At 28.5% G+C, this 14,082-nt stretch carries 10 protein-coding genes; 3 read left to right on the top strand and 7 right to left on the bottom strand.

Annotated elements, in window-relative coordinates:
• Positions 1-98: 98 nt before the first annotated feature.
• Complete coding sequence (locus tag I0K12_RS05370; protein WP_196885947.1) at positions 99-1,346, top strand: pyridoxal phosphate-dependent decarboxylase family protein; 1,248 nt, start codon at positions 99-101, stop codon at positions 1,344-1,346.
• Between the two features lie 526 nt (positions 1,347-1,872).
• Here the strand turns inward: I0K12_RS05370 and rpmA are convergent.
• The 7 genes from rpmA to I0K12_RS05335 all read right to left on the bottom strand — a co-directional run bounded on the left by rpmA (position 1,873) and on the right by I0K12_RS05335 (position 9,752).
• Entirely contained in the window at positions 1,873-2,133 is a 261-nt protein-coding gene (rpmA, locus tag I0K12_RS05365) for a 50S ribosomal protein L27 (RefSeq protein WP_196885945.1), read from the bottom strand.
• Between the two features lie 45 nt (positions 2,134-2,178).
• Positions 2,179-2,493 (bottom strand): 50S ribosomal protein L21, encoded by a 315-nt coding sequence (gene rplU, locus I0K12_RS05360; RefSeq protein ID WP_196885943.1) that lies wholly within the window; start codon positions 2,491-2,493, stop codon positions 2,179-2,181.
• 131 nt (positions 2,494-2,624) lie between these two features.
• Positions 2,625-4,799, bottom strand: a complete 2,175-nt coding sequence (locus tag I0K12_RS05355; protein WP_196885941.1) for a prolyl oligopeptidase family serine peptidase — start codon at positions 4,797-4,799, stop codon at positions 2,625-2,627.
• Positions 4,800-4,809: 10 nt separating this feature from the next.
• A complete protein-coding gene (locus tag I0K12_RS05350; RefSeq protein WP_196885939.1) occupies positions 4,810-4,980 on the bottom strand; it encodes a hypothetical protein in 171 nt (56 codons plus the stop codon).
• Positions 4,967-6,616, bottom strand: coding sequence for a helix-turn-helix domain-containing protein (locus I0K12_RS05345; protein WP_196885937.1), 1,650 nt, complete (start codon positions 6,614-6,616; stop codon positions 4,967-4,969). Before I0K12_RS05345 ends, I0K12_RS05350 begins: the two co-directional genes overlap by 14 nt.
• The gene (locus I0K12_RS05340) at positions 6,616-8,265 is read right to left on the bottom strand and encodes a helix-turn-helix domain-containing protein (RefSeq protein ID WP_196885935.1); all 1,650 of its coding nucleotides are present in this window, start codon (positions 8,263-8,265) and stop codon (positions 6,616-6,618) included. Before I0K12_RS05340 ends, I0K12_RS05345 begins: the two co-directional genes overlap by 1 nt.
• Positions 8,265-9,752 carry a helix-turn-helix domain-containing protein gene (locus I0K12_RS05335; protein ID WP_196885933.1) on the bottom strand — a complete coding sequence of 496 codons (1,488 nt, stop codon included), beginning with the start codon at positions 9,750-9,752 and terminating at the stop codon, positions 8,265-8,267. The genes I0K12_RS05340 and I0K12_RS05335 overlap by 1 nt, the downstream gene beginning before the upstream one ends.
• Before the next feature lie 876 nt (positions 9,753-10,628).
• On the opposite strand from I0K12_RS05335, the gene I0K12_RS05330 reads away from it, so the two are divergent.
• Both I0K12_RS05330 and I0K12_RS05325 read left to right on the top strand, forming a co-directional pair.
• A complete protein-coding gene (locus I0K12_RS05330) occupies positions 10,629-11,945 on the top strand; it encodes a M16 family metallopeptidase (protein WP_196885931.1) in 1,317 nt (438 codons plus the stop codon).
• A 21-nt stretch (positions 11,946-11,966) separates the two neighbouring features.
• The gene (locus tag I0K12_RS05325; protein ID WP_196885929.1) at positions 11,967-14,048 is read left to right on the top strand and encodes an insulinase family protein; all 2,082 of its coding nucleotides are present in this window, start codon (positions 11,967-11,969) and stop codon (positions 14,046-14,048) included.
• Positions 14,049-14,082 lie beyond the last annotated feature (34 nt).

Here is a 14,082-nt window from a genome sequence, read left to right as displayed (position 1 = left end):
AAACGAAATTAATTAATTATCTCCAAATAATGACAATTGACAGACTATCTTCTTTTTTGTTGAAGTATCTTTGCATAGAAATTTTAAGCTAGAATAAAATGAAATATTGGATAAAACAATCACATCAAGAACTTAACAAAAGAATTGATCAAGCATTAACTGATACGATCGATTATGAAAACAGTAAATTTTTAGGATATCCTGTTTCTAAGTTAGATGAAAATGTATTTTTCAGTAACGCTCCATTTTTAAAAGATGCTCCACTTCTTCGTACGTATATTGCAAACCCGAACAACATCGGATGTCATACTACAGGAAAATCGGAAAGTGCTTTTAAAGGTTCTCAAGAATTAGAGCGTGAAGTAATCAAAGTTTTAGCAGTTGATATTTTTAAGAGTGAAGAAGATGCATACGATGGATATATAGCAACTGGAGGAACAGAAGCGAACATTCAAGCTCTTTGGGTTTACAGAAACTACTACATGAATCACCACAATGCAAAGCATGATGAAATGGTAATTCTTTCTTCTGTAGATACGCATTATTCTGTACCAAAAGGTTCAAATTTATTAAATATCGACGCTGTAAGTATTCCAGTAAATTTTGAAACTAGACAAATTGAAGAGGAAGTTTTAGACGGAATCGTTGCAGAACAAGTAGCAAAGGGAAAGAAATATTTCCTAATCGTATCAAACATGGCAACTACAATGTTTGGTTCTGTAGACAATCCAGATTTATATGCGAAAGTATTAGAAAAGCACGAAGTACTTTACAAAATCCATATAGATGGAGCTTTTGGAGGATTTATTTACCCAATCAGCAACCGTCAATCTACCATTAACTTCGAAAATCCAAATATCACATCTATCACAATTGATGCACATAAAATGTTACAAGCTCCTTACGGAACTGGTGTGTTTTTATGTAGAAAAGGATTAATCGAAAATGTATTGACAAAAGAAGCGCAATATGTAGACGGAATGGATTTAACACTTTCAGGATCTCGTTCTGGAGCAAATGCGATTGCGGTTTGGTTAATTTTATTTAGCTACGGATACTACGGATGGTTTGAGAAAATCAATACTTTATTATTAAGAACAAATTGGTTCTGTGAGCAATTAGACAAACTAAATGTTTCTTATTATAGAGATCCTTATATGAACATCATCACGCTTCGTTCAAATCATGTTCCTGCGGATATCGCTCACAAACATGGTTTAGTTCCAGAATCTCATGATGGAGAAAATAACTGGTACAAAGTTATCGTGATGGATCACGTAGAAATCGACGATTTAAAAAGATTTATCGATGAGCTTACAACTGTAATAGTTGCTCAAGAAGCTTAAGAAATATTATTTCATTTTAGTTCCCCTCTTGAGAGGGGCTAGGGGTGTGTAACTATTTATTCAACATTCTCCTATATGATAAAATGTGATAGACTTTAAAATATTTTATACAAAATCCCTACTATTTTTCAAGTAGGGATTTTTTTATTGTCATTATTTGGGGCTTTCCCTCCATTACATTTCGGGTCGGGCTTTCCGCTATATCTTTTGCTCCGTACCTCCGCAAAAGGATGCCGCTACAATCCCTAAGCCAAAAACTTGCTAGAGATGCTGGCTTAAGGATTGTAGTGGAAAGCTTTTCTTTTTTACAAAAATTAGTTTTTCTTTCAAAACGGAGGCGACCTTAGAAGCCCACGGATTTGTTAGAAAAACTTTTTTGGAAAAAGAAAACTTGTAACGGAAAGCCTGACCTTTTCCTGCGTTTTTGAAACGAAGGAAAGGGAAGCTCCAACGAAAACTTTATAAAACAAAAAAGCTCCCTTATTTTCATAAGGGAGCTTTTTTATAATGTTTTTCTTACAAATTCTTAAGCTTCAAACGGTTCGATTGAAACGTAAGATCTGTTGTCTTTTCTCTTTTGGAATTTCACGATACCATCAACTTTAGCGTGTAAAGTATGATCTTTCCCCATGTAAACATTGTTTCCTGGGTTGTGTTTCGTTCCTCTTTGACGTACGATGATGTTACCAGCGATTGCAGCTTGACCACCGAAGATTTTTACTCCAAGACGTTTCGATTCTGATTCTCTACCATTCTTAGAACTTCCGACACCTTTCTTATGAGCCATGTTTTAAATTTTTTTCTAGTTAGACTTTAATTTTACAATCGTTTATTAGATACCTTCAATTCCGTTAATTTGGATTTGAGTAAATAATTGTCTGTGACCATTCTTTACTTTGTATCCTTTTCTACGTTTTTTCTTGAAAACGATTACTTTATCACCTTTTACGTGATCTAAAACAGTAGCTGTTACTTTAGCTCCGTCTATAGCTGGGGCGCCAATAGTGATTTGTCCATTGTTATCTACAAGGTATACTTTGTCGAAAGCTACATTAGCTCCAACCTCATCTTGCAAACGGTGAACGAAAACCTTTTGGTCTTTCGATACTTTAAACTGTTGCCCTGCTATCTCTACAATTGCGTACATAGTTTATAAATTTACTAACTTTTATTAAATGAGTGCAAATGTAAGCGTTTTTATCTAAACTACAAAACAGATCCTCGTTGTTTTAAATAGTTATTTCGCTGAAAAACAATATTTAACATTTTGCTAATGAATTATTTTTCTAATTGATAATCTGGATGACCAGTTTGCCAAAGTAAAAAAGCCATTTCATTTGTATCATCATCCCATCCTTTTTGGGAAGTTGAAGCTCCCATATGCCCTTCATCAAATTCTACCCAAAATAAAACTGGATTTTTAGGATTTGGATTCAATCTTCTCATTTGAGCTACAAATTTTCCTGAATGCCATGGCGGAACTCTTGCATCATTCATTCCTACTTGAACTAATAATGCTGGATAATCTGTTTTAGGTTTAATATGATGATAAGAATCCATCTCTAATAAATACTGGAATTCTAAAGAATCTTTTACTGTTCCAAATTCAGCTATATTATTTTGACCATTATGACCAAATTCACTTCTTACAGTATTTAAAAGACCTACTCCAACAACAGCTGCTTTAAACAGATCAGGTCTTTCAGTTATGGCTCTTCCAACTAAAATACCTCCAGCACTTCTTCCTTTTATTACCAACTTATCAGGAGATGTATATTTATTATCTATTAAATATTCTGCACATGCAATAAAGTCTTTCCAAGTATTAGGTTTTGTACTTTTTTGCCCTGCCATATGCCAATCTGCTCCTTTTTCTCCTCCACCTCTTACATGAGCAATTGCATACACTCCTCCATTATCAATCCATTCTCTAATTATAGTACTAACTCTAGGAGTGATTGAAGAACCATATGAACCGTAACCATATAGCATGGTTCTATTATTTGAATCTAGCTTTGTTCCCTTTCTATAAATTAGAGATAAAGGTACTTTTTCACCATCATGAGATACTATTTCGATTTCTTTAACTTCTGCATTCTCTATTTCTATAAAACCGTTAGTAGGAAAAATCTCATCTCTTTTAAATGTGTTTGTTTTATAATCATAAAAATATCTTTCAGCATCTGAAACCCAACTTGAAATTGAAACCCAAATATCAGAAGAATCACTATTTAATTTTTTCAAATATATCTTACTTGCTTGATGCGGTAGTTCAATTTTTCTAATTTTTCTTGTAGAAAATTCATATACAAAAAGCTCTGAAGTCAATCCAAATCTAGATTTCACAAAATAAATTCCATCTTTTGTTAATTTTGAATTTAAGATTAAATTTTCTGTATCTGCTTCAATCAAAATTTCAGGATTTTTAAAATCTGGATTTTCAATTGAAGTCATACAAATTCTATCTATATTATTTCCTTTAGAGGTTAAAAAATAAAAATTAGAATTATATGTAAATACTTTCTTTATAGAATCTGTTCTTTTAAACAAAGGACGCCATTTTTTTCCACCTTTCTTTGCATTTTCAATAGTTGTAAAATAGGTATCCGAAAATTTACTTACACTGTTTACTTCTCCAAAAATATGTTTCTTTCCAGTTGTTATAACCGTCGGAAATTTTTTGCTTTCAATTTTAAAATCGGGATTATTCTTTTTAGAAAAAATTGTTTTTAAACTACCATCTAAAAAACATATTCTAGACTCTGTATCAAGGATATAATTTTTGGAGTCTTTATTTATATCAGGAATGTATATATATGTAAATCCTGTTTCATCTTGAAGCCAAGAACACTCATAAATACCTGTTGACCAAGTATTTTCTAATTTTATATTTGGAATAATTTCTTTTTTATTTACATCTAACACTACCAGTTCTGAAATCACTTCTCCTAAAGGAGCAAGACTCAAAATCACATAATCTCCAGAAGGAGAAACTTTTAAATAATTAATTTTGTAGTTCTCTTTATATAAATTTGGATCAAATATTAATTTTTCTTCTTCAGAACCTTTCTTTTTTAGAAATAACTTCGGAATTTTTTCATCCTCTTTTAGTTTGATATAAAAAACATCTAACTTACTAGTAAAAGATGCATAATGATAGATATATCCATTAGAGATAATTTGTTGAGATTCTTTATCATCAAATAATTTTTCTTTATTTGGAATTCTATCAAGAACATTCTTTGTTAATTCTGAATTTTCTTTATACCATAGATTCGCTAAAGAATCTTTAGAATTTTCTAAAAACTCATAAGAGTCTTTGATTTCAATTCCATGATACTCTTGAATTGATTCAATTGGGCTTAATTCTGCAGTCGCAATTACTGTCTCTTTTTTTTCAGAGCAACTGATTGTTATTACTAACAATAGCAGTAGTAAATAATTCGTTCTCATATAATCCCCTTTAAATATTAGTTAATCTAGTTGAAATATCTATTTCATCTTTTCCAGAAATACACAGTATTGAATGATTTACATCAAATCCAAACTCTAAACTAACATGTTCAAAATCGGAAATATCTTTCTCTTTGACTTTTTCTATATTTTTTAATTCTATTTTTCTAGTCTTTTTCATTTACCAATTGATTTATATAATTTATTATTGTTTTTTTATTCTTTTTCTCAAAAGCTTTAGTAAAACTTTGTGTAGTATTAAAACCAGCTTCTTCAGCAAGAGCTTTTATCGTATAATTTCTAAACTTTGATTCTTTTTCTAATATTTCCGTGATATATGAAATCTTTAGATTATTAATATAATTTGAAAAATTCTCTCCTTTTTTCTGATTGATTACTTTGGACAAATACGTACTATTCGTATCTAATTCTTTTGCTAAGATTTGAAGTGTGTATTTTTTCTTGATAAAGCTATCAGATTTTTCAAACTTATCCAGTTTACTTAAAATATCTTCAATTACATCATTTGATAAAGACTTCTCTTTATTATTTTCACTTTCCTCAACAACACCTTCAGAATTATCTATCTCTTTTTTTAGTTGATTTTTCTGCTTTTTTTTCCACAAAAAATAAATAAAAATTAATAGAGATATTGATATTATAGAAACTAGTAATATCTTTTGATTAGCAACTTTTTCAATTTCTTTTTCTAAATCTTCTTTCTGTTTTTTTATTTTTTCAATATCATATTTTTTAATATTATTTACAACATCATTATTTTCAGCATCATAAATACTATCTAACATAATTAATCTATCCGTATATAATATTTGTTTTGTTATATCTTCTTTTTGTTTATAAAAATCAATTAATAGAGGATATATTTTTAAACGATTTTGGTTCAATATAGTATCATATTTATTCATGTATAAAGAATCAGACTTTAACAGGAGTTTTATGTTTCCTAAACCATTTTTCTTTAACTTACTTAAGTATAAATAATAATATATTTCATGAATATCGGCTTTATGTTCAAAATATTCATTGTGTATTTTTAATCCTTTAGCTAATGAATCAATGGAAGCTTTATAATATTCCTTTTGATGATAATAAATACCCCAATTTGTTAGAAAAAAATACTTTTGATATACATTAGCTTTTGCATAATGCCTTTCTTGCCAATATTTCATGTATCCATAAGCTTGATCATTTTTTTTCAACAGTAACAAAACACGTGTTAATATTCCAATGGTTCTTTTTTCTAGATTTTCATATAATTTTCCTCTATTTTTTTGACAAAAATTGTAAATTTCTATTAAATCTTCTACTACTTCTTCCTTTTGATGATAATTCATTTTTACTGTAGCAATTTCATACTTAACCTTATAAACTCCTAAAGTATCTCCTAAACTTTCAGCAATATTTTGAGATTTAATATAATAATCTATCGCTTTATTTATGTCGTTTTTAAATCTACATAACATTGCCTTTTGAGCATAAGCATAATAAAAATAATAAGGTTTTGGATTATCTTTTACAGCTAAAATACTATCCAAATATGGTGCACCTTCAAATATATCTTTAGAATAATCATATCCAATTTTATAACCATTTACGATTCTGTATGGATTTTTCTCTTTTTTAGCTTTGTATATATATAAATCTATATATCTTCTACGGATTGAATCATTAAGTTCAGCAATTATGTAATTTATTCCAATATCTTTATATCCCTTTTTAAGAATTTTCTCAATATCAATCTGCGCAAAACAATTAACCCCTAAAAAGAAAGATATTATCATTAAAATATTTCTCATTAACTATTTTCTAATTTTTCAATGAAATCTAAAATCGATTTCTGATGTTTCTTCTCAAAGGCTTTCGTAAAACTTTGTGTAGTATTGAAACCTGCTTCTTCCGCAAGAGCTTTTATCGTATAATTTCTAAACTTCGAGTCTTTTTCCAACTTTTCCGTGATATATGAAATCTTTAGATTATTTATATAATTTGAAAAACTCTCCCCTTTTTCTTGATTGATTATTTTCGATAAATATGTACTATTTGTTTCAAGCTCTTTTGCTAAGATTTGAAGTGTATATTTTTTCTTGATAAAGCCTTCAGATTTTTCAAACTTATCGAGTTTACTTAAAATATCTTCAATTACATCATTTGATAGCGACTTCTCTTTATTATTTTCACTTTCTATAACAGCATCTTCAGAATTATTGACTACTTTCTTTAGTCGATTTTTCTGCTTTTTTTTCCACAAAAAATAAATAAGAATTAATAGAGATATTGATATTATAAAAACTAGTAATCTCTTTTGATTAGCAACATTTTCAATTTCTTTTTCTAAATCTTCTTTCTGTTTTTTTATTTTTTCAATATCATATTTTTTGAAAGTACCTAAAACGTCTTTATTCCTAGCATCATATGTGCTGTCTAACTTTATTAATCTATTCGCATAAAATATTTGCTTTTCAACATCATTAATATATTCATCTCTATAATAATCAATTAGAAGAGGGTAAATTCTCAAACGATTTCGATTAAGTAAAGTATCACGTGTATTTGTATATAGAGAGTCGGATTTTAACAAATATTTTATATTTCCTATTCCATAATACTTTAAATCATTTAAATACAGATGATAATAAATTTCATGCACATCTGATTTAAGCTTAAAATATTCATTATGAAGTTTTAATCCTTTAGCTAATGAATCTGTTGACGCTTTATAATATTCTTTCTGATGAAGATAAATCCCCCAATTGATAAGGGAAAAATATTTCTTTAATACTTTAGAATTATTATAATGTTTTTCTTGCCAATATTCTAAATATTTTATAGCTAGATCATTTTTCTTTAATAATAGTAATACACGTGATAATATAATTAATGTATTATTTTCTAATAATTCATATTTTTCTCCTTCATTCTTTTGACAAAAATCATAAACTTCAATCAAATCTTGTACAACTTCTTCCTTTTGATGATAATTCATTTTTATAGAAGCAAGTTCATATTTCACCCAATAAACTCCAAAAACATGACCTATTTTTTCAGCAATTTCTTCAGCCCTTTTATAATATTCTATAGCTTTTTTTGTATCATTTTTAAACCTATATAACATTGCTTTTTCTCCATATGCAAAATAATTGTAATAGCGATATGGATTGTTTTTTACAGCTAAAATACTATCTAAATATGGAGCAGCTTTAAATCTATTTTTATAATATTCATAATGAATTTTATAACCTGTTGCTATTTTAATTGCGCTTTTTTCTTTCTTAGCTTTATATATATATAAATCTATATATCTTCTTCGGATTGAATCATTAAGCGCAGTTATAATATAATTATCATCAATATCTCTATATTCTTTCTTTATAAATTCTTCTGTATCAATCTGTGCAAAACAATTAATTCCCAAAAAGAAAGATATTATCATTAAAATATTTCTCATTAACTATTTTCTAATTTTTCAATGAAATCTAAAATCGATTTCTGGTGTTTTTTCTCAAAGGCTTTCGTAAAACTTTGTGTAGTATTGAAACCTGCTTCTTCCGCAAGAGCTTTTATCGTATAATTTCTAAACTTCGAGTCTTTTTCCAACTTTTCCGTGATATATGAAATCTTTAGATTATTTATATAATTTGAAAAACTCTCCCCTTTTTCTTGATTGATTATTTTCGATAAATATGTACTATTAGTTTCAAGCTCTTTTGCTAAAATTTGAAGTGTGTATTTTTTTTTGATAAAGTTTTTTGATTTTTCAAATTGATTCAACTTCTCCAAAGTTTCTAAAACATAGTTTTCAGACAAACCATTTTCTAGATTTCGAATTGTACGTTTCGTTTCTTTTTTACTTTCTTTTTTAACTTCCTTTATTACCTTTTTTTCAATCTTCCTTTCAACCTTTTTCTTTTGAAACTTAAACTTTTTTCTAAAAAACAAACCAAAACCACTTACTAAAAGTAAAACTGTAATAATTTCTAAAATATTCTTTTGACTTTTAGCTTTTGAAACTTCTTGTTCTAATTTCTCTTTTTCGCTATTATGATTATCTAAATAAAACTTCTTTAATTGATTGACAATACTTTTATTATTTACATCTATAACACTATCATATTTAATCAATTCTCCTGTGAACTTAATCTGTTCATTAATATTTCTATCAGTGTCATGATTTTTATAATAATCAACTAAAAGCGGATAAATTCTCAAACTATTTTGATTAATACTCCATCCTTCACTACTTATAATCGAATCTGATTTTAATAAAAACTTCACATCTTTATTATTGTAAATTTTAGCATGGTTTAAATAAAGTAAATAGTAAAGATCTTGTTCATCATTAGATTTTAAACTAGTGTCTTCATGAAACATTTTTAATGCTTTATTCAAAGAATCTAAAGAAGATTGATAATTTTCTTTTTGATAAAAATATTCAGCCCAACGAATCAAAGAATTAAACTTCTCTTCATTTGTTGATTTTGTGTAAAATTTATGCACCCAAACATCTTGATAAATTTTAGCAGAATCTGTTTTTTTTAAACTTAAAAATACCTTTGCCAGATTCGATAATGATTTTTTCTCCAACCAATCATAATCTTTCTCTTTCTTACAATTAGTATAAAACTCCAGAAAATCCATAGAAGCTTCCTCTTTCAAATTATGATTCATTTTAGCAACAGCTATTTTGAATTTTAAATCTAGAAATTCAGACTTATCATCTATTTTTTCAACAATTTTCGCAGATTTTATATAATGCTCTAAAGCTTTTATATAGTTTCTTTTTTCATAATAATGAAGTCCTTTTTGGACATGAGCATAAAAAGAAAAATTATTTTCTGAATCTCCATTTATCTCAAGTATGCTATCTAAATATTTTGTAGCTTTTTTTTCACTTAATAAGTACTGCATTTGATAACCATCTGCAATTCGAAACATATTATTTTCTTTCTTTCCTTTACCAATGTACAGTTCAATATATTTTTTCTTTACGGAATCATTCTTTGATTTTTGTATATACTTTTCCCTAATATTTTTATACTCCTTTTCGAGGAATTCTCCCACATTAATTTGGGCAAAAGAATTCATACAAAAAAAGTAGAATATGAATAAAAAAATTTTCCTAAACAACATTATTAATCGACCTATTTCCTTTTTTCAATTTATGTTTTTTACTCAATCATGCAATTTCAATTACAAATATAATGTAAAAACACAACTGAACTTAAGCAAAATCACAAAACATAAATAAACATCTAAAAATCAATACATTAATATTTGTAAAATTTATAAATTTTAATAAAAAATTTAAGTTTTTGTATATAAAACAATTTTTCAATCCAAATTCTCTCTCTAAGTTTGCATCGAAATATTTGAAAAATCAGATAAAAAACAATCTATTTATTTTTTGAAAAAAAGTAAAATTTGGGGCAAAATAGAAGGGCAAAATAGATTGTTTTTTAGACAAAATATTTCAAGCCGTAGGGGAAAAAATGCGCAAGACTTTGCTGGGTTTTTAAAGTCAAATTATAATGAAAAGAGAATGCTTAATTGGTTAAATTTTGCTTAGGGTAAAAATTGCTATGAATTCCTAAAAAAACTTTTTACTTAAAATAATCAATCATTTCTGTAACATTTTTATAAAACAGAAGTCTGATGAAGAAATCAATTCTTGTTTGTATAAACAAGAATTGAAAATAAACACTAATTTATGTAAAGTATTTATCAATTTTACTGTTAATTAAATATGCTAAACTTAGTGTTTAACAGATTTAAATAAGTAATTTTGAAAACTGTTTTATCTAATAATTAATTATGAAAAAAAGTTTTATAGGTCTAGCCGTCGCAACCTTAATGGCGAATGTAACTATGGCACAAAAAGTAGATTTTGAGGAATACGACTTAGACAATGGTCTGCACGTTGTATTACATAAGGACAATTCAGCTCCTGTTGTGACAACTTCAGTAATGTATCACGTTGGAGCGAAGGATGAAGATCCAGAAAGAACTGGATTCGCACACTTTTTCGAACATCTTTTATTTGAAGGAACAAAAAACATCGAAAGAGGAAAGTGGTTTGAGATGGTAACTTCTAACGGAGGAAAAAACAATGCAAACACTACTGATGATAGAACTTATTACTACGAAGTTTTTCCATCTAACAATTTAGCATTAGGATTATGGATGGAGTCTGAAAGAATGCTTCACCCAGTAATTAATCAAGTTGGTGTAGACACACAAAACGAAGTTGTAAAAGAAGAGAAAAGATTAAGAGTAGACAATGCTCCTTACGGAAACTTCTTAGCAGAGGTAAAGAAAAACTTATTTAAAAAACACCCTTACCGTTGGGCAACTATCGGATCTATGGATCACTTAGATGCTGCAACTTTAGATGAGTTTTTAGCTTTTAACGATAAATTTTACGTACCAAACAACGCAGTATTAGTTGTTGCTGGAGATATTGATATCGCTGAAACTAAAAAATTAATCCAACTTTATTTTGGACCTATTCCTAAAGGAAAAGAGGTAACAAGAAAAGTAATTAAAGAAGATCCTATCACTGAGGAAATTCACGCTACTTATCATGATCCAAACATTCAGATTCCTGCTTTAGTAGAAGCTTATAGAACTCCTTCTATGAAAGAAAAAGATGCTTATATCTTAGACATGATTTCTACTATTTTATCTGATGGAAAAAGTTCTCGTTTATACAAGAAAATCGTTGATGAGCAAAAGAAAGCTTTACAAATTGGAGCATTTAGCTTTAGTCAAGAAGATTATGGAGCATACATCATTTACGGATTACCTTTAGGAGATGTTACTTTAGATGAATTAAAGAGTGAAATCGATAAAGAAATCGTAGATTTACAAACTAATTTAATTTCTGAAAGAGAATTTGAAAAATTAAAAAACAAAATTGAAAATCGTTTTGTAAATTCAAATTCAAGTATTGAAGGAATTGCTAATTCTTTAGCTAGATATTACATGTTATACGGAGACATCAACCTTATTAACAATGAAGTAAATATCTATAACTCTATTACAAGAGAAGAAATTCGTGAGGTTGCAAAGAAATATTTGAACCCTAACCAACGTCTAACATTAGAATATCTTCCAACAGAAAAAAAATAAATAAGCTAAAGTATTAGAACGATGAAAACAAGAATATTATCAATAATAACAATATTATTCGTAACGTTAAGTATGACCGCACAGGATAGAAATGTTCAACCTAAACCTGGTCCTGCTCCAACAATTAAACTTGAAGAACCAAAAGAATTTACTCTTAAAAATGGTTTAAAAGTTTTAGTTGTAGAAAATCATAAATTACCAAGAGTTTCAATGTCATTATCTATTGACAACGGACCTCTTTTTGAAGGAGATAAAGCAGGAGTAAGCTCTTTATTATCTAGCTTATTAGGTTCAGGAAGTGAAGCAACTTCTAAAGATAAATTCAATGAGGAAGTAGATTACCTTGGAGCAAGAGTGAATTTCTCTAGTTCAGGTGCATCTATGAGTAGTTTATCAAAATATTTCCCAGAAGTTTTAGCGATGTTAGCTGATCAGGCTTTACACCCTAAATTTTCTCAGGAAGAATTTGACAAGCAAAAAGAACAAATCATTGAAGGTTTAAAATCAGATGCTAAAAGTGCTTCTGCTATCGCTGGAAAAGTAAGAAGAGCTATCTCTTACGGAAAAAACCACGCATACGGAGAGTTTACTTCTGAAAAAACTTTAGAAAATGTAACTTTAGCAGATGTTGAAAAATTATACAACACTTACTACAAGCCAAACAATGCTTATATTGTTGTAATTGGAGATGTTAAGTATAAAAAAGTTAAAAAATTAATCAAGAAATATTTCAAATCTTGGGAAAAAGGAGAAGTTCCTACAACTGAGCTTCCTAAAGTTCCTGCTGTTGCAAAAACAGAGATTGATTTTATCAACTTACCAAATGCTTCTCAATCAGAAGTTAGCGTTATCAATACTGTAAACTTAAAAGTATCTGACCCAGATTATTTTGCTGTTCTTTTAGCAAACAAAATCTTAGGTGGTGGTGGAGAAGCTCGTCTTTTCTTAAACTTACGTGAAGCTCACGGATTTACTTACGGAGCTTATTCAAGAATTGGATCAGATAGAGATGCTGAGTCTTTATTTAGTGCTTCTGCAAGTGTGCGTAACATGGTAACAGATAGTGCTGTTGTTGAGTTCATGAAAGAAATCAAAAAAATCAGAACTGAAAAAGTTTCTGAGAAAGAATTAAACAACGCAAAAGCTGCTTATACTGGAAACTTCGTATTAGCTATCGAAAGACCTTCAACAGTTGCTAGATACGCTTTAAACATCATCACAAATGATTTACCAGAAGATTTCTATGAGACTTACTTACAGAAAATCAACGCTGTTACTGTAGAAGATATTCAAAAAGCTGCTCAAAAATACTTTAACTATGACAACACAAGAATTGTGATCGTAGGAAAAGCTTTAGATGTTTTACCAGGATTAGAAAAACTTCCTTACCCAATCAAATATTTTGATACAGAAGCTAACCCAGCTGAAAAGCCAGAGTTAACAATGCCTGTTCCTGCTGGAGTTACTGCAGAATCAGTAATCAATAACTATGTGGATGCTATTGGTGGTAAAGAAAAATTAATGGCTGTTAAAACTTTATCTCAAAAAGGAAAAGTAAAAGCTGAAGGAGCTCCATTTGAAATTCAAGCTACTCAAAAAATGGCATATCCAAATAAAGAATACATGGAATTAGAAGCACCAGGAATGGGAACTTTAATGAAATCTGTATTCAACGGAGAGAAAGGATATATGATGCAACAAGGAATGAAAATTGACATGACTCCTGATGTGTTGGCTCAAAAGAAAGAATCTAAATCTATGTTCCCAGTAATGTATTTAACTGAAGAAGGTAAAGATTTATCTTTAGATGGAATTATTCCATTCAACGGAAGTAAAGCATACAAAATGGTTGTAACTGATAAAGATGGTAAAAAAGCAGAAATGTTATTTGATGTAAATTCTGGTTTCTTAGTTCAAACATCTTCTACTCAAGAAGCAATGGGACAAAAAATTACTACAACAATTTCTTTTAGTGATTATAAAGATTTTGATGGTGTAAAAATCCCAACTAAAATGGGAATGATTTCTGGTCCTCAAAAATTAAGCTTTGAGTATACTGAAATCAAATTAAACGAAGAATTATCAGATAAAGATTTCGAATAATCTATTCTATTTTAAAAATATTTAAAGCTGAAGT

The sequence above is a fragment of the Aureivirga sp. CE67 genome (assembly GCF_015767245.1).
Lineage (GTDB): Bacteria > Bacteroidota > Bacteroidia > Flavobacteriales > Flavobacteriaceae > Aureivirga.
The sequence above is the reverse complement of the archived record's forward strand: the minus strand, read 5'-3'. Positions and strand labels throughout refer to the sequence as shown.